Below are 22,325 nucleotides of genomic sequence, written 5' to 3'. Positions count from 1 at the left end.
TTTATATGCTAGGTATAAATGCTTTTGTTTGTGTCGACAAGCCTTCCGCGATAACTGCTTGCTCATAAATCCTCGCTTCAGCCAAAGCATAAGGATTGAAAGATTCTGTCACCAAAATCGAGGCGATATGTGCCACCACATTCATATGGCACACCACCACAATAGACTCATACGGCAAATGTGATAACCATTCCACAGCCGCTTTTGCATCATCATCTGGCTTAATGGTATTACAGATTACGACAGGCACATCCGCAAAGTGCTGTTTGATGTGTGCCAATGTTTCCTGCGCACGCAGCAAGGGGCTAACCACAAAGATATCAGGTTGAATCCGTGACTTTAAAAAGTCAGCAGTTTGCTCTGCCTGTGCATGCCCACGTTCAGTGAGTGGGCGTTTAGTGTCATTCCCCATGATCGGTGGTGCAGCTTCGCCATGACGGACCAAAGTCAGTTGCATAAAAAATCCTTATTCAAATCCTGATTATTTTAATTAATTTTTATGACAATTCAGTCATTCTACCCACTTAAACGCTCATTTTATTTCGTTTTTTAATTGACTTTAAACCTCATGATGCGGCAAAACAAACTCCACATCACTTCGGTGTCCATTTTTCATTAAGGATAATGCAATTGTCATTGGTGGCGCATTTTCAAAAATAACACTGTATAAAGCGCTAGTAATCGGCATATACACATCTAGCTCTTCAGAACGTGCTTTGACTTGTACAATGGTGTTAATGCCTTCTGCTGTTTGTCCCAATTCAGTGGTCGCCTGTTCCAAGCTCTTGCCTTGACCCAGTGCAAAACCGACTTGATAGTTGCGACTCAGTGGACTGCTACACGTTGCAAATAAATCACCGACACCAGACAAACCTAAGAAGGTCAGTGGATTTGCCCCTAACTTCACAGCAAAACGACTCATTTCCGCCAAAGCACGAGTCAAAATCATACTCTTGGTATTTTCACCGACTTTGTATGCAGCAGCCATTCCCATCGCAACCGCATAAATGTTTTTAAGCGCACCGCCGAGTTCTACACCATGCACATCATCACTGGCGAAAACACGGAACAAGGCACTATGCAAAGCTTGTTGTACCGCATAACGCACTAAGTCAGACTGGCTTGCAATGACCGTCCCAGCTGGTTGTCCTGCCACAATTTCCTTGGCTAAGTTTGGCCCAGATAACACACCATAAGGCACTTCTGGTAGCTCTGAGCGAATAATATCACTCATAAAACTAAAAGTATTCGCTTCAATACCCTTGGTCAAAGACACCACTGCTTGCGAAGTAATAAACGGTTTGATTTGTTTAAGGACATCACGGAAAGAATGACTCGGAATCGCCACCAAAATAATGTCGCGATCACGAACAGCCTCTTCTATATTTGAAACTGCACGTAAACCATCTTCAAGTTTAAAATCGGGCAAATAGCGTTTATTTACGTGCGTCGCATTAATATCAGCCGCAACCGCTTCATCACGAATCCAAATCATGGTATCGCAGCCATTACGAACCGCGGTATTCGCCATGGCCGTCCCAAAACTACCACCACCCAAAACTGTAATACGTAGTGCCGTTTTTTGATCTACTGCTACAGGTTCAACCAAATCTGAAAATTTTAACTCTGACATTATTTTTATATCCTAAAATGGAACTATTGATTCCAATAACTTACATAATCTTGGGTTTGAATTTCAGCACGTGGCGGAATCGCTTTAACTGCCGTACCAATATATAAAATACCTGAGATCAAATCATCTGCACTGAGGCCTAAAACCTGTTTGAAATGCACCGATTCCACCACTGCCCCACTACGCCACATACTCGAAAAACCTTGAGCTTGTAAGGACAAAATAAAATTCTGAATAGCAGCGCCACTACTTAAAGTCTGATCAAAATTAGGGACTTTCGGATGCGATTGAAATTTAGTCAGCGCCAAAACCAGTAATGGGGCACGAAAAGGATGATTTTTAACACGCTCTAATTGCGCTGATTCCGTTTCGCCCAAATCAGCCAAGGCCTGTGACAATAACTCACCAAATGCCTCACGTTGATCTTCAGCAATTACGATAAAACGTGTCGGCTTTAAACGATGATGATCTGGCGCAGTCAATGCGGCTTGAAATGCCCGCTCTAATTGTTCTGCATTGGGAGCAGGCTCGACCAAATGGCCAATCGATTGACGTTGATGCATATTCTGGTGAACGATATCTACCGCGAGTTCCGTCATTAGGCTCTTAATCTTTCAAATTAAACAATACGTTTTAGAGTAGCACACTCTGAAAAGTTTGCTCTAGCGCTTCAGTATGAAATACCCAGTTTCAGCAAAACTAATTTTAAAATCCTGAGCACTTTTTAAACTGTTCGATAAGACTGCATTTTTCATACATTTCTTACATGATTCATCCGACAAGCTATGTTCCAATAAACAATGATTTAATAAAACATGACTGGGGTATGCAATGAAAAAGAATATCGCTATTGCAGGAGCAGCAGCACTAACACTACTTCTAAGCGCTTGTGCATCGACACCAAGCAATTCTTTGGCGATCCAAAAAGCTGACAATCAATACGAAGTTACGGGTATTGGTAAAACTGCATTGATTGCAAAAAACAACGCCATTGAAGCAGCAGCTAAAACGTGTGGCTCTAAAGCAACGGCGATTGTGAGTGATGAAAAAACTGAATATCAAGGTGCTTTAAAAGGCGTTGTAAGTGACGAAACTGGAAAAATGATCCAAGCAGCCGCTTCCGTACTGGGTTCTATTTCGGGTACAAACTCAAGCATTAACCAAGACAGTGACTATCAAACAGTCCTGACTTTCTCGTGTAAAGTAAAATAAAGATACCATAAAAAAAACCGCTCATCTGAGCGGTTTTTTTAAACCAATCACGTCAAACGATTAGCAATAGCCATCTAAACGTGTCAGTGGTAGTTTTTGCCCAATGGCTTTTTCAATTTCGGGTAGATAGAACGCATCATCTTCAGATAAAAAACTAATACTCACACCACTTGTACCTGCACGGCCTGTACGACCAATACGGTGTACGTAGTCATCCGACTGTTCAGGCAAGGTGAAATTCACCACATGCGATACACCATCCACATGGATACCACGCCCCGCAACATCAGTTGCAATCATGATGTTATGTTGACCATTTTTAAATTGATCTAGCATTTTCAAACGTTTGTCTTGTGCGATTTCACCTGACAACATCACCACTTTATAGCCATCACGCTTTAAGTTGTCATAGAGTTTACGCACTTGATCGCGCCGATTTGCGAAAATCATCACTTTTTCAATAGGCTCATCGCGCAGAATGTCTTGTAGCAATTTATATTTATCTGACTTTGCGACCATGTACACCCGTTGTTCAACATCTGCATTGGTCTTCTTCTCTGGCTCAATTTCAACAGTTACAGGTTCAAACAACCACTGCTGTGCAAGGTTTAAAACATCGTAACTAAACGTTGCAGAGAACATCAGAGTCTGACGTTGTTCCTTACGCGGTGAGAAACGAACAATACGTTTTACTGAAGGAATAAAGCCCATATCCAATAAGCGATCGGCTTCATCAATCACCAAAAATTCAATCTGGTCGAGCCAAACTTCTTTTTGCTCAACAAAGTCAATCAGACGACCTGGCGTCGCCACCATAATATCGACAGGTTTTTTATCGAGTTGTGCTTTTTGTTTATCAAAGTCAACGCCGCCTAAAAGCGTCACGACATGTAAATCTGAGAATTTTGTGAGTTCTTTCGCATCGCTTTCGATTTGCAGTGCAAGCTCTCGAGTCGGTGCTAAAATCAAGGCACGAGGTTCACCACGGTAGCGCTGCTCTTGAATTGGGTTATTCAGCAAGTCGTTAATCACGCTCACCAAAAATGCCGCTGTTTTACCTGTACCTGTTTGCGCACGACCAATTGCATCGTGTCCCGCCAAAGTGAATTTTAAAACCTTTTGCTGAATAGGCGTCATATCCTTAAAACCTAAAGCATCAATAGCTCGTTTAAGTTGAGGATGTAAATTTAAGGTTTCAAAACCTGATGACATATATGTGCGCTCTGACGAAAAATCACGAAAATTGATCTGTAGTATAAACAAAAACGCCCCAATTTACATTGAGGCGTTTTAAAGTACGTTCAGACAATTAGTCTAAAGGTTGTACTTCTTCAGCTTGGAAGCCTTTTTGACCTTTTACAACGCTGAATTCAACGCGTTGGCCGTCACGTAGTGAACGGTGGCCGTCGCCTTGGATTGCACGGAAGTGAACGAATACATCGTCGCCGCCATTGCGTTGAATAAAGCCGAAGCCTTTAGTGTCGTTGAACCATTTAACTACGCCTTGTTCACGAGCTGTCATAAGTTAATCCTCATTGTATCTAAAAGAAGGACCACCCGGTGTTGCAAACAGCAGACCAAACAAGGTTTAAAAATATTTATTATTTCTAAGCTTGTAATCATTCTGTATAACTATTAACAAAATCCCGGTTACATCCATTTGTAAAATAGGATTTAAAACAATTTATGGTTGTGTTAAATCCCAGTACGCGACGAGCTTAACATGGGTTAAAAACAATTCATACCCTTTTTTTTGATTAATCGTCTTTTTAATTCAGCATATTTTTTAACTAGTTATTTGTAATTTTGGATATAGCGACTATAGGCCTATAACATATGAAATATTTGGGTTTTGGCACTGAATTTGCTAATATTTCTACCCACCTAAATGTTGTGAAGCCTGCCCTAGCTATATGAGTGATATCGAACAAAATACCAACATTATTGATGCAATGGGACAACCATGTCCTATGCCTCTGTTGTTGCTTAAACGCGCACTTAAAAAGAACCCAGCGCAGCATTTTCTATTAAAATCGTCTGATCCGCACAGTCAGATCGATATCACGCGTTATTGCGAAATCCATCATTTAACTTGCGTTTTGAAACAAATTAATGAACATGAATTTCACTACTTCATTGAATCTTAATTCTTTTCAATTACACTAAGTCTATTCACATTTGCATAAAAGTTTACATTTCTATACCCAATTTTCCATTATTCAGTGGAAGATTGGATTAAGATAAATTCAATTGTTGGGTAAAAATGAAATCCCTAAGGAGAACACATGAGTGACAGCAGCAATCAATTGATGCCCCTGTCATTATCGGCACCAGGTGTAAACTTGGGCGCTTATATTAGTACTGTCAACCAAATCCCGATTTTGACAGCGGAACAAGAAAAAGAGTTAGCTGAACGCTACTATTATGACCAAGACCTCGATGCTGCTAAACTTTTAGTCATGTCGCATCTGCGTTTTGTGGTTCATATTGCCCGCAGTTATGCAGGCTACGGCTTACCTCAAGGTGACCTCATTCAAGAAGGTAACTTGGGCTTAATGAAAGCCGTTAAACGCTTCGACCCAAACATGGGCGTACGCTTGGTTTCTTTTGCGGTGCACTGGATTAAAGCAGAAATTCACGAATATGTGATTCGTAACTGGCGTATTGTCAAAATTGCGACGACTAAAGCACAGCGTAAACTGTTCTTTAATTTACGTAGTCTAAAAAAATCGTCTAAAAAGCTCACTCTAAAAGAAGCTCAATCGATTGCAAATGACCTCAATGTGACACCTGAACAGGTGTTAGAAATGGAAGGTCGTTTAACTGCTTATGATGCAGCGTTTGAAGCTCAGGGCGATGATGACGATGAAGGTTCAACCCATGTTGCACCTGCGCTTTACCTTGAAGATAACCGCTACGACCCAGCGCGTTTGGCTGAAGAAGAAGATTACGAAGAACAGAGCACCAATGCTTTGCATGATGCGATGGAACAGCTTGATGACCGTTCGCGTAATATTTTACAGCGCCGTTGGTTAGATGATGAAAAATCGACGCTGCACGAACTGGCTGCTGAATATAATGTTTCGGCCGAACGTATTCGTCAGCTTGAAAAAAATGCCATGGAAAAAATTAAAGTGGCGATGTCATCGAACTAAGATGATACCAATACAGAAAAGGGCGAAATGCCCTTTTCTTTTTACCAATAAATGAGGCTTTTTGTCTTTTAACCTTTCTTCAAAATATGCTACTTTGTTGCGCACAGTGATATAAGTAAAGCATTGCATATGTGGATTGCGATTTCAGCGCTGAATTTAGCGTTTGCCGTTATATTAGGTGCCTTTGGTGCACATGGTCTCAAAGCACGTGCTACTGAAGCCCAATTGGCTTGGTGGCAAACTGCAACTGATTACTTTTTTTATCATGCGCTTGGTTTACTGGCGCTTGGTATTTTGGCCAAAGTCATCCCGCAACTTCCCATCAAAACCAGCTTTTTACTAATTCAAGTCGGCATCTTCTTTTTCTGTGGTTCCCTCTATGTTATGGCATTGGGCTTACCGCGTGGCCTAGGTGCGATTACCCCGATTGGTGGGGCATTGATGATTGCAGGTTGGTTGGTTCTGGCATGGAATGCCATGAAATATGCCAAGTAAACAACTAGGGATGAGCACGATGCAGATTTATTTAAACGGCGAACTACAGCACACCGAATGTAAAAACCTGCTTGAACTGGTGCAAACCTTTGCACTTGAAGGCAAACGTTTTGCTGTTGAGCAAAATGAAAACATTATTAGTAAAAGTAAATTGGAACATACCCCAATTTGTGCAATGGATCGAATTGAAATTATTCATGCCGTCGGTGGCGGTTAATACGGAGTTCACATGCAAGACAGCCCTCTCATCATTGGTTCTAGATCATTTCAATCTCGTCTGCTGGTGGGCACAGGTAAATATAAGGACCTGCAAGAAACCGATTTGGCCATTCAAGCCAGTGGCGCAGAAATCGTGACGGTTGCGATTCGTCGCGTCAATATTGGTCAACACCCCGACCAACCAAACTTATTGTCCGTGGTCCCACCTGAAAAATACACGATTCTCCCGAATACAGCAGGCTGTTTTGATGCCAATAGTGCCGTGCGTACCTGTATGTTAGCGCGTGAATTATTAGACGGTCATAACTTGGTCAAGCTTGAAGTATTGGGCGATGAAAAAACGCTATATCCAAACATTACTGAAACATTGAAAGCGGCACGCACCTTGATTGACGATGGTTTTGAAATCATGGTCTATACCTCCGATGACCCAATTGTGGCGCAAGAACTTGAAAGTATGGGTTGTGTTGCCATCATGCCTTTAGGTAGTTTGATTGGTTCGGGTCTAGGGATTTTGAATCCACACACGATTTCTATTATTAAAGAAAATGCCAAAGTGCCTGTGTTGGTAGATGCTGGTGTGGGAACTGCAAGCGATGCAGCCATTGCCATGGAACTCGGCTGTGATGGCGTGTTGATGAATACCGCGATTGCTGCCGCTCAACATCCCATTTTAATGGCTTCTGCAATGAAAAAAGCCGTTGAAGCAGGTCGAGAAGCCTTCCTCGCAGGTCGTATGCCTCGCAAACGTATGGCCAACGCAAGCTCACCAGAAACAGGTTATTTCTTTAAATAATCTCTTAATCTGTTTTAAGCGATAAAAAGGATTCTTCTGAGTCCTTTTTTATTTATTTCAACACAAGGGCAGCTCTTTATGATGACCTAGGTTGTTGGGACATTTCGCCACACGCTTTGATACACTCAATGACACTTTCAAACATCTATAACCATATAAAAATGAGAGGAAGCGATGCCCATGCAAAAATGGATCAGACCAACACTCATAGTTAATGCCCTATTTTTCCTAACACTCACAAGCAATGCTTGGGCCAAAGTAGAGGAAAAACCGACTCTCAAAACAAGCTACCAATCTTTTGTGCCAAAAAACTGGAAGATTTTAGAAAAAGTCCAAGGCGATTTAAACCAAGATGGTCAAGCGGATATTGCCCTGATTATTGAAGACACCAATCCTGAACATTTTGTTAAAAATGATCGCTTAGGGAGTGATGTCCTCAATATCAATGAACGAAAGCTTTTGGTTTTATTGAAGCAAATGCATGGTTATCAACTTGCGGCGACTAATACTACTTTGCCGACAGAAGGCGATATAGAGTCCCCTTGCCTCGCTGATCCACTCGGTGAGACTGAAGCATTAAGTATTCAAAAAGGCGTGCTCAAAGTTCATCTGCACTACTGGTTAAGCTGTGGTTCGTGGTATGTGACCAATCACACGTATACCTTCCGATACCAAGACCGTGCATTTAAACTGATTGGTTATGATGTCAACGATTTCCACCGTGCATCAGGTGACATCACGGCGCGAAGTATCAACTTTATGACAGGTAAAGTAAAAAGTACGACAGGTGAAAATGAGTTTGCTGAAACAACACAACCTGTCAAAGTTCAATGGACAACACTCAAACAGCGCTACGCATTGAAACTCGAACAGGTTCAGTTCAATGAGCCACTGGAGTTTAAATAAACAGAGCGAAGAAAAGCGCTGTCAAACTCATATGCGTAGCTTATTGCGCTTCTAAAATACGAATTTGTACATGAGCAACTGCACCTTCAGTTGCTTGAGCATGTTGCTGCATATTGATACTGTGCATATGGGTTTCTAAATGCTGCATGCTTTCCCATTTTTCATACATCATGATTGAAAACGGTACTTTGGTTTGTAATGCACTCTCAACAGCAGGATGGTCGATATACACATCATAGAGATGGCAACCGGGCTCTTGTAATACTTGCTCACGGATGTTGTTGAATGAATCAAGAACCGTTGTAAAATCTTGCTCTGAATGACAAATAATTTCAGCAATGACAGTTAACATGGTCACTTCTCCCGATTAAGCAAAAACTTGCGTCAAATGGTCACGGTACTGTGCCATATAGGCTTCAACTTCAGGTGCTTTAATCACATCATTCACAATAAACGTCGGTAAGGTTTGCATTCCTAAAAATTGATTGGCTTTGTGAAAAGGTAAATAAACCCCGTCGACCCCAACCCCATGGAAAAATTGTTCAGCATCATTAAATGCATCCATCGGTGCATTCCATGTCAACGACAGCATATAGTTTTTATCGTGAATCAGACCGCCTGAACCATACTTTTTTGAAGCATCCGAACGTGAGCGTCCATCATTGGCATACAGACTACCGCGCCCTTCGGTAAAGACATCATCGATATACTTTTTCACAGTCCATGGTGCACCCATCCACCAACCCGGCATTTGGTAAATCACGGTGTCTGCCCACAGAAATTTCTCCACTTCAACTTTTGCATCATATTCGCTGTCGGCACGGGTCACTTGAACCTGATGTCCTAAGCCTGACAAGACCTCTTGCGCAAGTTCAGTTAGGGTATCGTTTAACTGACCATTCGAGTGTGCAAAAGTTTTTGCGCCGTTAATTAATAAAATATTTTTCATTGGAAGAGCCTAAAAACCAAAATCTATGCAGGCACTATATAGACTCTGTTCAGCGCCAATAAGTAGTGAATCTGCAAAATATTATTGACTAAATATCAACAATAAACTTTACAGTATAAAAAAAAGCGCCTTTCGGCGCTTCTTCAATGCATCAAAATTAAGGAATTAGACCTTCATCTCGCATTGCAATTTGTACTGACTGACGTTCAGCCACTTTATTACGGATAAAAATAATATTTTTATACGGTGATAAGTCATGTTCGATGCCATTTGACCAATTGGTGAGGACAAATAAATACGCATCTGCGGGGCCAAAATTATCATCGACCAAATAGTCATGATCTGACTCACCAATTTGTTTATCGATATAACTGAGTAAACGATCAATCTCTGCATAGGCTTTTTCTTTGGCAGCAGCATCTAATGGCGCACCGAAGAAAACGGCATAAGCATCATGTAATTCAGAATTTAAATAACCTAGCCATTCTAAAACTTTGGCACGCCCCAAACCCGATGGCGGAATAAGATCTTGTTTTGGATCATGTTGTGCTAAAAATGGCAAAATGGCTACATTTTCAGTCAGAATCAAACCTGGATTAATCTCTAAAGCGGGGACATATCCTTTTGGATTAATTTCGTAATAATCAGCACCTTTTTCTGTTTTATGTGTTTTTAAATCTACTCGGACTAAATCAAAGTCAACATTAATTTCATTGAGGATAATGTGCGCCGCAAGCGAGCACGCACCCGGTGCATAATAAAGCTTCATATCTGATCCTTGTTATAACTCTATTCTCTGTTTTAAATGGCTTCTAACAAACTTTCAAGTGATCAAAACCTGTAAATTGCAAAAAAGCGTAAACGAAAAATCATTCGTTCGCCTATTGAATATTGTCTAATTCACATTTTTTTTCAAGTACAACAACACTGCAATTTGCAACAGAGTTGTTTTAACATAGCGCCCTTGACCCTAAAATGAATTTGATCTGTGATTAGCCTTAAAAAAGATGAATGGTTTTCTAACATTCGTACCGATGTTTTAGCAGGTTTAGTGGTAGGACTTGCACTGATTCCCGAATCTATTGCTTTTTCAGCAATTGCAGGTGTAGACCCTCAAGTCGGACTGTATGCCTCCTTTTGTATCGCAGTGAGCATTGCTTTTTTTGGCGGCCGTCCAGCCATGATTTCAGCAGCAACAGGCGCCATGGCACTACTCATGATCACGCTGGTCAAAGAGCATGGTTTACAGTATTTACTGGCGGCAACCATCCTCACTGGTGTCATTCAGATCATTGCGGGATATTTTAAAGTTGCCAAACTGATGCGTTTTGTGTCGCAGTCGGTGGTGTATGGTTTTTTAAATGCACTGGCGATTTTAATCTTCATGGCGCAACTTCCAGAGCTCAGCCAAATGAATCACTGGGGTTATGCATTTATCGCTCTTGGCCTCGCTGTAATTTATCTGTTTCCATATCTGCCTAAAGTAGGGAAAACCATTCCTTCAACGCTCATTTGTATTCTCGTCCTGACCGCTTTGGCGCTGTTTTTAGACACAGATATGCGTATGGTCAGTGACTTAGGTCATTTCCCCGATACTTTACCTATTTTTCTACTGCCTGATATTCCACTGAACTTTGAAACGCTGCAAATTGTCTTCCCTTACGCCATCACATTAGCGACCGTCGGTTTGCTTGAAAGCATGATGACCACCACAGTAGTGAATGAAGTCACAGGTACTGAAGGTGACCGTCATCAAGAATGTCGCGGACAAGGTATGGCCAATATTGTGAGCGGTTTTATGGGCGGTATGGCAGGTTGTGCCATGATTGGACAGTCTGTAATTAATGTCAGCTCTGGGGCACGTACTCGGCTTTCAACCTTAGTGGCTGGTGTGTTTTTACTGTGTTTGGTGGTGTTTTTTAAAGACTGGCTGTCTTATATTCCAATGGCAGCTTTGGTTGCCATTATGATCATGGTGGCATTTACAACCTTTCAATGGGACTCGGTTAAAAACATCGCTAAACACCCGCTACAAAGTAATGTAGTGATGTTGAGTGTGGTGATCATTGTCTTAGCCACACATAATCTTGCTTTGGGTGTCTTTGTCGGAGTTTTACTGTCCGCATTATTTTTCATCAACAAACTGGAAAGTACGGTTCATGTTCAGTCTGAACTGCATAACCATACCCGTCGCTATATGGTAAGCGGTCAAATTTTCTTTAGCAGTTCAGAGAAATTCTTTCAGTTTTTTGACTTTAACGAACATATTCAGAAGGTTGAAATTGAACTCAGTAATGCACATATTTGGGATATGACTTCAGTCCAAATGTTAAATGCTGTAGTTGAAAAGTTTGAAGCCCAAGGTGTTGTGGTCGAGGTGTTAGGCTTAAATGAAGCCAGCAGCACCCTCATTGACCGCATCAGCTCATAAAGTTGAAACCATAGACAAAATAAAAGGGCGATGACGCCCTTTTATTATTATCCATAAAACGGATTAAGACTGATGCTTACGACGTCTTAAACTGCCATACAAGGCCAAACTGATTAATCCTAATGCAGACCACAGCCCCGTACTTCCTGCATTGGTTTTATCCTCATCGTTAACCACTGCATCGTTTAAGTCTAAATCCACAATCACAGGATCATGGTCAGAAGAGCGATAAGCATCGTCCGCATAAAATGCAGCAATTTGCTCCTCAGTTTTATATTCTTCGTTATAGTCTAGTGCCGTCGGTTCATCTGCATTGATATGCCATGCAAATGCTTTTTTCACCAAAGGATAAAGTGCTGCATCGGCAATCGCATGATCTAGATTTCCTGCACCACCATAACCTTGAGCATTACTGGCTACGCCGAAAACATAGCTATAAGCTGTTTTCCCCTGACCAATTTTTTCATCATTCAACAATACTTTATAGTTAGCTTGTTCAAGCGCCAGAATTGGATCTTCTTTGGCATAGCTGTTCAGATCACCTAACAGTAAGACATTTGGTTTACTCACCTGTGTTGGATTCTTCGCGACCCACTGCATTAACGCTTGTACCGCTTTAACGCGGGTTGGATTCCAGCAACCTTGACCGTCGCCCTGATCTGCCTCTATCGAAGTTTTATCATCTGGACAGCTACCTTTAGACTTCAAATGGTTCGGAATAACCGTAAAAGTCTTCCCACCTGATAAAGCTTGAAAGGTTTGCGCCATCGTGACTCGGTTTTTCTGACTCTGGTCATCAAAGACCGCTGCTTCATTGATTGGTTTGACCCGCTTAGCATTATAAATAATGGCAACAGCAATCGCATCGGTTCCAAGTTTGTCAGCATTCGGAGGCGTTACATATTTCCAGTCGCTTCCAAGCGCCTGAGCTAAATATGCCACTGCGCTACGCTCGCCATAACCATTGTTGGCAATTTCCATCAGACCATAGACATCCGCATCAATCGCTTTTAATGCACTGACAATTTTCAGATGTTGCTTTTTAAACTCAGCTTCGGAATTTGCACCACGTTCCGTCGGAAAACCTTGTGCCAAACCATTGTCATAATTCAGTACGTTAAATGCTGCAACACGAATTTGTTGTGTGGCCTTTGCTGGAACGCTCGTACGTGGGTTTGGCGCGTCTAAGACTTGTGGCGCTGTTGCACCAAGCACAGGTTGAATTCGCCATTGGTTATAACGGTATTCTAAAATACCTTGAACCTTTTGCAGTTGTGCACCTGTACGTAGGGTGTTTTTAGCACTAAAGGAAGTTGGCAACCACGGCGTTCTGTTCTGATTGTTATAGCCATCATCCAAAATGAGTTTAGAACGTAAATTCTGTTGTGCCAGTGCTTTGGCCTCGGTTGAATGAGCAGGATATAAATTGGTTGGGATATATAAACGCGCGGGGCTTAAAGCCAACTGACCATAACGCCCATAGTCATAGTTTTCACTTACCGTGAGCGTTTGAGGAATATTGACCAACATGCCTTGATAGCGTTTTGGTGCATGGCCTGACATTTCAGTCAAATTATCAAAGGGCAAATTGATCGCCATTGGCTTAACCCAATCTCTCGCCGAAGGATTACAGACATTAATATCACTGCTTAAATCTTGAAGCTGCAGTTGGTTTTGATAGGTTTTTAACTTGCCTTTGAAAATGACTTCCTGCCCGACTTGCCCACCTGTCACGCGACTTGAAGAGGGAACATAGACAAACACCGCATTACTGGTATTGGCTTGGGCTTGAACATCAGGTGTTTGTACAAAGAAACCTGAGAAACCATTGCTATAACGATAATCAGCCGTGATTACGCCTTTCACCACATATTCCTCATCTTGCGCTGCACTTTGCAATGTCGCAATTGGGGTAGCTGTCGTACTACAGCTCACGGTGTTCAGTGGTGGTACCACTGTATTTCCAGCAAGATAACTGGAAAAGGCATCTCGATCTGACCACTTTTCCCATGCCGACGCCAAGTCAAATGGTGCGGTAACGTCTATCCCCCTACTAGAAACATTATTGCTTAATAAAGTGCGTTTAAAACTATTCGCTGTTGCAACACTACCCCATCCAGTGCTTGGTCTTTCGCCCACTGTACCAAAGCGGTCAATCGCAACGCCATTATGATAAAGCACCAAAGTGTCGTCACCATTGAAGGCTAAGTTCGCCTGCTGTTGCACCGCATTGCCCAGAGCTTCTTTTAAAGCAGAATGCCCGACCAAGTAATGCCCCCTTGCCGCCAATTGACCTGTCAAATTCACTGTCAAATTTGCACTGGTACTGCCATTTGCAAACTGCTTGATCTGATATTCTGCCAAATTGACCATAGTCGGGTCTGGATTATAAATTTCCAATCCTTTCTTATTTGAAGTTCCATCCACATACTGACTAAATAACAGTTGTGCATAGGCAGGAAAGGAGCAACCCGCCAAAATCAGGCTCAGGCTTAATATCTGTGGCTTAAAATTTTTCATCATTTTTTATCAATTGGTTAAATCAGATGGCAGGTTAATTTTTATTCGTTACATCATGATTAATAAATGATGACAATTTCTAGGCTGCGCAAACATGGTGGTGCTGAATTTAATAAATTCTGAGTAAAAAATTTGACTTGTCCTGCTCAGGACTTACAATACCGCTTTCGAATTTCTACATCTGCCAAAATTATGACGAATGATCAATTAGACCAGCAAGTCGTCGAGCTAGACAACTTAAATGAACACCGCGAAATTGTGACATTTATGCGTCGTTCATCTCCGCTGAACACCTCGCAACGCACTGCGCTTGAACAATATGGTCACATGATTTTGGAATATCCTGTAGGTGACCTACGTCAGCAGTTTGAACATCCAGAGCGTCCGCTCACGGTTGAAATCGGCTTTGGTATGGGACGTTCATTGGTCTTGATGGCGCAGGCCAACCCTGAACGTAACTATGTCGGGATTGAAGTGCATGTTCCGGGGATTGCGCAATGTGTGTATGAAGCTGGAATTGCAGGTTTAACCAATCTTCGTCTTTTAGATGCAGATGCCATTCAAGTATTACGTGAAATGCCAGATAACAGCATCAACGCTGTGCAACTGTACTTCCCAGACCCATGGCAGAAAAAACGCCACTTCAAACGTCGTTTCGTGTCACATGACCGTATGCCACTGGTTGAGCAAAAGTTGGAAATGGGTGGCACATTCCACGCAGCAACTGACTGGGAGCCGTATGCAGAGTGGATGATTGATGTACTCGATAACCGTCCAAATCTTGAAAATATGGCAGGCAAAGGCAACAGCTACCCACGTCCAGACTGGCGTCCACAAACTAAATTTGAACGTCGTGGACTCGAAGAAGGTCATAAGATCAACGACTTCTTATTTAAGAAAATTAAATAAATTTTAGATCTCATAAAAATAGGGCCTAGAGCCCTATTTTTATGTCCGATGTTTTAAAACACATGCCGAATTTCAACCGTTGGATCATGTTCATCCAAACGTTTTGCCAAAATATGTAAACGTCGTGTCGGCACTGCGGGAAACAAATGATGCTCCACATGATAAAACATGTTGTAGGTCACGATCCGTTTAAACTCATTACGCACAGTACGCGCCAGATACACATGATCTTCCGTATCATGATGCACCGTCCATACCGCAAAAAAAGCCGTCATACATTGCCCAATCAACATAGCACTGACATGGTATTTTAAAATACTGATATCCAAGACCACAAAAACCAAAAACAATACAATGACGTTGGCAACCAGTTCAGCAGACATCCATTTTTTCTGGGTTTTAGTCCCAACCTCAAAGGCTTTTTTATGCAAGATCCATGGAAAAACGGGGCCAAAAAGCAAAGCTTGCCACCACCTCATGCTTGCACTTTTCGCTTCAATATCTTCCTCCTGCATACAATGCTGATGGTGACGCAGGTGATTAATTTGTACAGCATGCATCGAACCGAGCATGACGATGCTCAAAACAAACATGACCCAATGAGTCGCAGGGCGGCTAATACCTAAGGCAAAATGAAAAGCGTTATGCACTTGTCTAAGCCCAGTTAAGAAAAACATAAACGAGCAAAACAGCGCCAAGACATACCACTGTAAACTTGCAAAAATGAAAGAGACAATCAACCACGGTAAAGAAATAAATAATTCACTGATCACATCGCTACGGCCTAACTGAACGAGATCTTTCCACTGCACTTGTTCTAATAATGAATGTGAACGCATACGCCCTCTATTTGTTTGTATTTATTTTAAGCAATACTGTACCGAATCTTAGGACATAAAAAAAGCCACGTTTTCAGTGGCTTTGCTTGTTCTTTGTGGCTTGCATCATCGTTTCTTATTTTAAATGTTAACTGTGACGTTGACTGATTTGCTGACTCATTAAGGCATACACTTCAGCAAGATCCGCTCGTTGAGCTTGCGCAAGCATCTGTTGATGCATTTGTAGAATATTCTGATCCTGACGCATCGCAGGGCCAGTTTGCATCTGCTTCGGGTCATTCTGTGTGGCTTTCTGCGCGGTTTCTAAAATCAAGGGGTATAACAGACTAAAATCGACCTGCTCTGCATCCACCACTTGTTTCGCCATGTCATAACAATAATTACTAAAATTACAAGCAAAGACAGCCGCTAAATGCAAACTTAGACGCTGCGCAGAGCTGTAGCTATACACGCGTTGGCTCAGGCTTTCTGCCAGTGTATGTAGTCTTTGAAGATCCGTATTTTCGGTGGCTTCTACAAACAGCAGTGTATTTGACCAATCAATTTCACGTTCTAAGCTAAAGGTCTGTAAGGGATAAAAAACCCCTGCACGTGCATGTTTCGTCGCCAAAACTGAAAGCGCTGTACTCCCCGAAGTATGTACAATCAACACATTCGGCAGATATTCAGTCAATGCCGAAATCACACTCGGAATAGACTGATCACTTACTGCAATCATCACCAAATCCACATCAGTATTTAACTGCTTAAAATGACTGACCGCCTTTGCATGTACGACTTGCGCTAAATCCGCAGCTTTGTCGAAGCTTCGGTTATGAATATTGACGATTTCATGCTGAGACATCAGGGCTTTAGCCAAATGATGAGCCACCCGCCCCGCTCCAATTAAACTGATCCGCATCTTCATTTCACTATTTTAAAGTGCCTACAGCATGCCAATAAAAAAAGGATGAAGCAATTCATCCTTTTTTATTAAATTGACACTGGCCCACGGCTTTGTTGCATAAATATGTAAGCATCTGATTTAAATAAATTTAATTTTGGATCAAAAAATAATCAAAACTTTTAAAATCATATAGTTATGAAATCTTTGTGCAACAAAGCCCTGACCAACTAAAACTTACGCAGGGTCAAAATCTGTTCACTACGGCCAAATGGCCCTTGTTCATCGTGCAAAACCGCACTGGTTAAGCCAATACCATCATCACCATATTGCTGCGTCGCTTCCAAACCTAACCATTTCCCTTGGGGTAAACGGTATAAATGCAGTTGTAGATCTAAATTGGGAAAGCCCCATCCAGATGCTGGATTTTGACGTGGTACAATACCGTTGGCTGTATCCACCATACCCAATAAGCGCACAAAACTTGATGTTTTCTGAGCTTCCACCATGTCCAAATCATTATGTAACCAGACAATGCCTTTACCAGCACGGTGCCCTTCTGCCGCACGTGTCTCAATACTCTGGATATAACCACCCGGCCAACATTTCATCCCATCCCATACTGGCAAAGTTTCAGGATGTATAATTGATTGATCTTCTAGCCCTGCAATTGCACTGGTATCTTGTTTCATCATTTTCCAAGCACGGGCCACAATACAAGTCTTCCCGTTTGCCTGCATTTCCGCCTCGATCAGTTCAATGGTTTTTCCAGCACGAATGACACGGGTATGCACCGTAAACTCACCAAAAGCGATCAGTCCAAAAATATCTAAACTCACGCGTCCAATGCGCATCTCATCACGTGGTTGAAACTGCTCTAACTCCGCACACAAAACCCCTGTTGCAGGTGCCATATGCTGTTCATGCGGATTCCATGCGCCTTGTGCATGAATATTGGAAAGATAAGACGCCGTACAGCTCCCATCACTGTGCTGTTCACGACTTAAAAGTTGATAATAGGCTGCCATGTGTATTCCTTCATTTTTATCTTTAAAATGTATCTTTTCACTGCCATTGGTTTTTATTTTTGTGCAAAAAAACCATAATAATTCAACAGTTGACTATAAGTTCGTACTTCATGAAATCCAACTTTAGTCAGAAGCTCTTGCATCTGGCTGGCCGAGACTAAATAAAAGTCTTGTTGCAGGCGCTCAATCATTTTTTCACTCTGTCCCACCGTCAAACCATTGCTCTGACATAAGGTTTGTAAAACCTTGAGTTCAGTGTCATCACTAGAACGCATCAGGTCATAGCTGAGCAAAATGGCTTGCGTTTTAAGACAGCGTAAAATGTCGGCAAAGAAGAATGACTTTGCTTCAAGTGGTATAAAATGCGCCACCAATATGGCTAAAGCGGCATCAAACTGTACACTTTCCTGTAATGCCGTCGTATCGCCATGCACAAAGCGAACCCGTGTTAAATCACCATGGGTCGTGTTCAATAACTGCTGCGCTTTTTCAATCATGGTCAAAGATGGGTCAACCGCGGTAAAACTCCACGTTAGATGCTGCGCCAACAAATATGAAAGCTCATAACCTGTACCACACCCCACAATCAATACATGCGCATGTTCTGGTAGATGTGTTTTTAAAATGGCTTGAATTTGCAGATGAACCAACTCATAACCTGGAATGAGCTTACGAATATGTTGATCATAACCATCCACTACAGTTTGACTCTGAAAGTCTTTCGCCATTTTATTGTTCACTCATCTGCTTTTATTCATCGCCCTAAATCTACACATTCATGACCGCATGTTCTAGCACTTAAGCCACAGCCATAGCATCGACTGTTAACTCAGCAAGTTGCGATTTGGCTTTTTCTGCATGTAGACCCAGTTTTTGAAAGAGTTGTTGATCCTTGCCTTGTGCCGTATTTGGCGTAGTCAGCAATTTTTCACCAGAAAACAATGAATTTGCACCGGCCATAAAAGCCAAAGCTTGATCGGCATCGGACAACGATTCACGTCCCGCGGACAGACGAATATAGCTTTTCGGCATAATGATGCGCGCTACCGCAATAGTGCGAATCCACTCAGTCACATCTAACTTGTCAACTTCTGCCAAAGGCGTACCTTGCATTGGAACCAGCATGTTGATCGGCACAGATTCGGGATGTATCGGTAAAGTCGCCAATTCAAACAATAACCCAATTCGATCTTTGGTCTCTTCGCCTAGGCCAACAATCCCGCCACTACATACTTTTAAGCCTGCCTCTCGAACATGACTTAAGGTATCCAAACGGTCATCAAAACTACGGGTACTAATCACATTAGGATAGTACTCACGCGACGTGTCTAAGTTATGGTTGTAATAATCGAGTCCTGCACCTTTTAAACGTTCGGCTTGAGAGGCATTCAGCATGCCTAGCGTCATACAGGTTTCTAAACCCAAAGCTTTGACTTCACGCACCATATCCAAGACATAAGGCATATCGCGCTCATGTGGATTGCGCCATGCAGCGCCCATACAAAACCGAGTAGAACCTGAGGCTTTCGCCTGTTGTGCTTCGCTAATGACCTTTTCAACCGCAATTCTTTTTTCAGCTTCAAGCTTTGAGTCATAGCGCGCAGACTGTGAACAGTATTTGCAGTCTTCAGGGCATTTACCTGTTTTGATCGACAGTAAAGTACTGACTTGGATGGCATTCGCTTCAAAGTACTGACGATGAATTTGCTGTGCTTGAAAGACCAAATCTAAAAAAGGCTGTTGGTAGAGTGCTTGTATTTCAGCGCGAGTCCAATCATTTCTCAGGTGCATATGCTATTCCTTTTGCTTTTCACTTCGGACTTTCCTTTGGCTTTAACCCAGCAAAAGGAAAGTCCGTCTTCAACCTTATGCGATTTCTTTCAAATCCAGTTCATTACGCATAAATTCCTGCAATTTAAACTTCTGCGCTTTGCCCGAAGCTGTCATTGGGAACTCATTAAAAAACCGGACATAACGTGGAACTTTATTGTGTGAAATATGTTCCGCACAGTACTGACGGATCGACTCTTCAGTAATTTCATGATGCTCATGTAAAATAATACAAGCACACAACTCTTCACCATAACGTGCATCGGGCAGACCAATAACTTGGACATCACTGACATCAGGATGAGTATATAAAAAGTCCTCGATTTCTTTCGGAAATAAATTTTCTCCGCCACGAATGACCACATCCTTAATTCGGCCTTTAATTTTCACAAAGCCAGCTTCATCCATTTCTGCGATGTCACCTGTATGCATCCAGCGTGCTGAATCAATCACTTCTTGCGATTTTTCATGGTCTTCCCAATACCCCAACATCACCGAATAGCCACGCACACACAGTTCACCCAACTGACCGCGCGGTACAACTTTGCCTTGTTCATCAACAATTTTAATTTCAAGATGTGGATGGACACGCCCTACGGTTCCGACTCGTTGTTCAACTGAATCTGATGTTGAACTTTGTGCACTAACCGGTGCCGTTTCAGTCATACCATAACAAATGGTAATTTCGGACATGTGCATCCGATCAATAACACGTTGCATAATTTCACGTGGGCACGGACTACCCGCCATAATGCCTGTACGTAAACTAGAAAGATCAAAATCATCAAACTGTTCATGCTCTAAAATGGCAATGAACATGGTCGGTACACCGTATGCGGCCGTACATTTTTCTTGCTGAATGGCTTTTAACGTTTCTAAAGGATTGAACACCGCCGATGGATAGACCATGGTTGAACCATGCGTAATACAGGCCAAATTACCCATCACCATACCGAAACAGTGAAAGAGCGGTACAGAAATACAAACTCGATCGTTAGGACTTAAGTGAATGGCTTCACCAACAAAATAACCATTATTGAGAATATTATTATGTGTCAGCATTGTGCCTTTCGGGTTACCTGTGGTGCCCGAAGTAAACTGGATATTGATGGTTTCATCAAACTGCGATTCGCTTGCAACGAGCTCTAATTGATTGAGCTGTCTCTTGCTGGGGGGAGTGAGCAAATCACTAAAACGATGCAAACCCGTATGCTCTTCTTCATCAATTTTAATAATATATTTCAAATGCGGCAGTCGTTCTGCCTTTAACACTTTATTTTCAGCACCTTTAATTTCAGGTGCAATTTTCATTAGAATATCTTGATAATTCGTGCTTTTAAATTGTGATGCAATAACCAAGCTCTTACAAGAAACTTTATTCAACACATATTCGAGCTCATTACTTTTATAGGCAGGGTTCAAGTTGACTAAAATGATGCCCGCTTTAAACGCAGCAAACTGGGTAATCGTCCATTCCACACAGTTCGGTGACCAAATCGCAAGTCGATCGCCTTTTTTCAAGCCCAGTTTTAGTAAACTACAGGCAAACGCATTGACCTGAGCTTGTAATTCCTTATACGTGAGTCTGACATTTTGATGCAGGCTGACAACAGCATCTTGTTCCGCATACTGCTGACAAGCCTGATCAAATTTCTCACCAATCGTCATGCCTAATAGGGGCTGACTGCTCGTTCCATAGGCATAACTTAACCGTTCTTGTGTCATCGAATCGATCTCCTTGATTCATTGTAATCTTGTTATTCAACTTTAATTGTTCTATGACTACTTCCCTTCAAACACCAAGCCTTGTGTTCACACCTGCTACTATTTTTCCTCCTGAACCTGAACTGCATTGACACAAAATTCGGCAATTTGTTTCACGAAGTAGTCTTTATAGTTTTGATCAAACATCACATTTCGAGACGGATTTAAAGGCTCAATCACCACAAAAGTCATGGCACCGACCACACAAAGTGCTGCTGTATTTAAATCTTCAAATCCAAACTCACCGTTAATTTTCCCTGCGGCCAGTATTTCTTTGATGCTCTGTTTAATCAGCTGTTTACTGCGAAAACGTTCATGTTCTAACTCAGCATCGACTGGTTCAAACATGAGTGAATACGCAAGTTGGGGGCTATTCATGGCACGTTTCACAAACGTGGTTACAGCCTTGTCCAATTTCTGTTTTGACGAGAGCTCACTTTCAGCAATGTGATTTAAAATTTTCACCTCATGCTGTATGGCCTCAGACAAAACCTCAATTAACACTTGGCTTTTGTTATCGAAGTATCGATACACCAAACCGCTCGAAACACCCGCGCGTTCAGCAATTGCTTGAATTTGCGCATCTTTAATCCCCCCTTGAGCAATAAGTTCACGAGCGGATTGCAAAATCGCTTCACGATTTTGTTCCATTCGTTCTTGCATCAATGATGATCTTTTATAACTCATAATTCTATTCTCAACCAGATAAAATGAATTGTAAATCAATTTGTGAATTTTAGTTCACTTTTTTAAAAA

General features: G+C 41.9%; 25 protein-coding genes. 9 read left to right on the top strand and 16 right to left on the bottom strand.

The window, feature by feature from the left end; translation table 11 throughout:
- Window position 1: 1 nt before the first annotated feature.
- From sixA to AC4MC0_RS05545, 3 genes are all read right to left on the bottom strand, one after another.
- Window positions 2–457, bottom strand: coding sequence for a phosphohistidine phosphatase SixA (gene sixA / locus AC4MC0_RS05555; RefSeq protein ID WP_279703134.1), 456 nt, complete (start codon window positions 455–457; stop codon window positions 2–4).
- A gap of 102 nt (window positions 458–559) precedes the next feature.
- Window positions 560–1,633 (bottom strand): NAD(P)H-dependent glycerol-3-phosphate dehydrogenase, encoded by a 1,074-nt coding sequence (locus AC4MC0_RS05550; RefSeq protein ID WP_004982230.1) that lies wholly within the window; start codon window positions 1,631–1,633, stop codon window positions 560–562.
- Window positions 1,634–1,656: 23 nt separating this feature from the next.
- Window positions 1,657–2,232, bottom strand: coding sequence for a nitroreductase family protein (locus AC4MC0_RS05545; protein ID WP_491887339.1), 576 nt, complete (start codon window positions 2,230–2,232; stop codon window positions 1,657–1,659).
- Between the two features lie 232 nt (window positions 2,233–2,464).
- On the opposite strand from AC4MC0_RS05545, the gene AC4MC0_RS05540 reads away from it, so the two are divergent.
- Window positions 2,465–2,845, top strand: coding sequence for a hypothetical protein (locus tag AC4MC0_RS05540; protein ID WP_491887338.1), 381 nt, complete (start codon window positions 2,465–2,467; stop codon window positions 2,843–2,845).
- 60 nt (window positions 2,846–2,905) lie between these two features.
- Here AC4MC0_RS05540 and rhlB read toward each other — a convergent pair whose 3' ends face one another.
- Both rhlB and AC4MC0_RS05530 read right to left on the bottom strand, forming a co-directional pair.
- Window positions 2,906–4,057 carry an ATP-dependent RNA helicase RhlB gene (rhlB, locus tag AC4MC0_RS05535; protein WP_281963026.1) on the bottom strand — a complete coding sequence of 384 codons (1,152 nt, stop codon included), beginning with the start codon at window positions 4,055–4,057 and terminating at the stop codon, window positions 2,906–2,908.
- A 97-nt stretch (window positions 4,058–4,154) separates the two neighbouring features.
- Window positions 4,155–4,367 (bottom strand): cold-shock protein, encoded by a 213-nt coding sequence (locus tag AC4MC0_RS05530; protein ID WP_004648643.1) that lies wholly within the window; start codon window positions 4,365–4,367, stop codon window positions 4,155–4,157.
- Between the two features lie 391 nt (window positions 4,368–4,758).
- Here AC4MC0_RS05530 and AC4MC0_RS05525 point away from each other — a divergent pair, with 391 nt between their 5' ends.
- The 6 genes from AC4MC0_RS05525 (at window position 4,759) to AC4MC0_RS05500 (ending at window position 8,416) form a co-directional block, all read left to right on the top strand.
- The gene (locus AC4MC0_RS05525) at window positions 4,759–4,992 is read left to right on the top strand and encodes a sulfurtransferase TusA family protein (protein WP_126037172.1); all 234 of its coding nucleotides are present in this window, start codon (window positions 4,759–4,761) and stop codon (window positions 4,990–4,992) included.
- Window positions 4,993–5,130: 138 nt separating this feature from the next.
- Entirely contained in the window at window positions 5,131–6,000 is an 870-nt protein-coding gene (gene rpoH, locus AC4MC0_RS05520; protein WP_004982243.1) for an RNA polymerase sigma factor RpoH, read from the top strand.
- Window positions 6,001–6,129: 129 nt separating this feature from the next.
- Complete coding sequence (locus AC4MC0_RS05515; protein ID WP_004982244.1) at window positions 6,130–6,495, top strand: DUF423 domain-containing protein; 366 nt, start codon at window positions 6,130–6,132, stop codon at window positions 6,493–6,495.
- A 19-nt stretch (window positions 6,496–6,514) separates the two neighbouring features.
- Complete coding sequence (thiS, locus tag AC4MC0_RS05510) at window positions 6,515–6,712, top strand: sulfur carrier protein ThiS (RefSeq protein WP_004696245.1); 198 nt, start codon at window positions 6,515–6,517, stop codon at window positions 6,710–6,712.
- Window positions 6,713–6,724: 12 nt separating this feature from the next.
- Complete coding sequence (locus AC4MC0_RS05505; RefSeq protein WP_005400610.1) at window positions 6,725–7,510, top strand: thiazole synthase; 786 nt, start codon at window positions 6,725–6,727, stop codon at window positions 7,508–7,510.
- 180 nt (window positions 7,511–7,690) lie between these two features.
- Window positions 7,691–8,416 carry a hypothetical protein gene (locus AC4MC0_RS05500; RefSeq protein WP_419275171.1) on the top strand — a complete coding sequence of 242 codons (726 nt, stop codon included), beginning with the start codon at window positions 7,691–7,693 and terminating at the stop codon, window positions 8,414–8,416.
- A gap of 40 nt (window positions 8,417–8,456) precedes the next feature.
- On the opposite strand, the gene AC4MC0_RS05495 is transcribed toward AC4MC0_RS05500, so the two are convergent.
- The 3 genes from AC4MC0_RS05495 to AC4MC0_RS05485 all read right to left on the bottom strand — a co-directional run bounded on the left by AC4MC0_RS05495 (window position 8,457) and on the right by AC4MC0_RS05485 (window position 10,134).
- Entirely contained in the window at window positions 8,457–8,768 is a 312-nt protein-coding gene (locus AC4MC0_RS05495) for a putative quinol monooxygenase (protein WP_491887337.1), read from the bottom strand.
- Between the two features lie 15 nt (window positions 8,769–8,783).
- Complete coding sequence (locus tag AC4MC0_RS05490) at window positions 8,784–9,365, bottom strand: NAD(P)H-dependent oxidoreductase (RefSeq protein ID WP_491887336.1); 582 nt, start codon at window positions 9,363–9,365, stop codon at window positions 8,784–8,786.
- A 157-nt stretch (window positions 9,366–9,522) separates the two neighbouring features.
- Window positions 9,523–10,134 carry a glutathione binding-like protein gene (locus tag AC4MC0_RS05485; protein WP_078388936.1) on the bottom strand — a complete coding sequence of 204 codons (612 nt, stop codon included), beginning with the start codon at window positions 10,132–10,134 and terminating at the stop codon, window positions 9,523–9,525.
- Window positions 10,135–10,353: 219 nt separating this feature from the next.
- Between AC4MC0_RS05485 and AC4MC0_RS05480 the strand changes: the two genes are divergently transcribed.
- The gene (locus AC4MC0_RS05480; protein ID WP_491887335.1) at window positions 10,354–11,796 is read left to right on the top strand and encodes a SulP family inorganic anion transporter; all 1,443 of its coding nucleotides are present in this window, start codon (window positions 10,354–10,356) and stop codon (window positions 11,794–11,796) included.
- Between the two features lie 63 nt (window positions 11,797–11,859).
- Here AC4MC0_RS05480 and AC4MC0_RS05475 read toward each other — a convergent pair whose 3' ends face one another.
- Window positions 11,860–14,316, bottom strand: a complete 2,457-nt coding sequence (locus AC4MC0_RS05475) for an ExeM/NucH family extracellular endonuclease (protein ID WP_491887501.1) — start codon at window positions 14,314–14,316, stop codon at window positions 11,860–11,862.
- Between the two features lie 192 nt (window positions 14,317–14,508).
- Between AC4MC0_RS05475 and trmB the strand changes: the two genes are divergently transcribed.
- Window positions 14,509–15,225 (top strand): tRNA (guanosine(46)-N7)-methyltransferase TrmB, encoded by a 717-nt coding sequence (gene trmB, locus AC4MC0_RS05470; RefSeq protein WP_005400603.1) that lies wholly within the window; start codon window positions 14,509–14,511, stop codon window positions 15,223–15,225.
- 53 nt (window positions 15,226–15,278) lie between these two features.
- On the opposite strand, the gene AC4MC0_RS05465 is transcribed toward trmB, so the two are convergent.
- From AC4MC0_RS05465 to AC4MC0_RS05435, 7 genes are all read right to left on the bottom strand, one after another.
- On the bottom strand, window positions 15,279–16,064 hold the full coding sequence (locus tag AC4MC0_RS05465) for a fatty acid desaturase (protein WP_078426215.1): 786 nt from the start codon (window positions 16,062–16,064) through the stop codon (window positions 15,279–15,281).
- Between the two features lie 127 nt (window positions 16,065–16,191).
- A complete protein-coding gene (locus tag AC4MC0_RS05460; protein ID WP_078426216.1) occupies window positions 16,192–16,965 on the bottom strand; it encodes a Rossmann-like and DUF2520 domain-containing protein in 774 nt (257 codons plus the stop codon).
- 212 nt (window positions 16,966–17,177) lie between these two features.
- Window positions 17,178–17,975, bottom strand: coding sequence for a thioesterase family protein (locus AC4MC0_RS05455; protein WP_491887334.1), 798 nt, complete (start codon window positions 17,973–17,975; stop codon window positions 17,178–17,180).
- A gap of 53 nt (window positions 17,976–18,028) precedes the next feature.
- Entirely contained in the window at window positions 18,029–18,703 is a 675-nt protein-coding gene (locus tag AC4MC0_RS05450; RefSeq protein ID WP_078426218.1) for a class I SAM-dependent methyltransferase, read from the bottom strand.
- Window positions 18,704–18,773: 70 nt separating this feature from the next.
- On the bottom strand, window positions 18,774–19,766 hold the full coding sequence (gene bioB, locus AC4MC0_RS05445; RefSeq protein ID WP_279677875.1) for a biotin synthase BioB: 993 nt from the start codon (window positions 19,764–19,766) through the stop codon (window positions 18,774–18,776).
- 75 nt (window positions 19,767–19,841) lie between these two features.
- On the bottom strand, window positions 19,842–21,530 hold the full coding sequence (locus AC4MC0_RS05440; RefSeq protein WP_491887333.1) for an AMP-binding protein: 1,689 nt from the start codon (window positions 21,528–21,530) through the stop codon (window positions 19,842–19,844).
- 99 nt (window positions 21,531–21,629) lie between these two features.
- On the bottom strand, window positions 21,630–22,256 hold the full coding sequence (locus AC4MC0_RS05435) for a TetR/AcrR family transcriptional regulator (protein ID WP_004982268.1): 627 nt from the start codon (window positions 22,254–22,256) through the stop codon (window positions 21,630–21,632).
- Window positions 22,257–22,325: the final 69 nt, after the last annotated feature.

The sequence above is a fragment of the Acinetobacter sp. CAU_H_S139_7 genome, assembly GCF_058599305.1.
The sequence above is the reverse complement of the archived record's forward strand: the minus strand, read 5'-3'. Positions and strand labels throughout refer to the sequence as shown.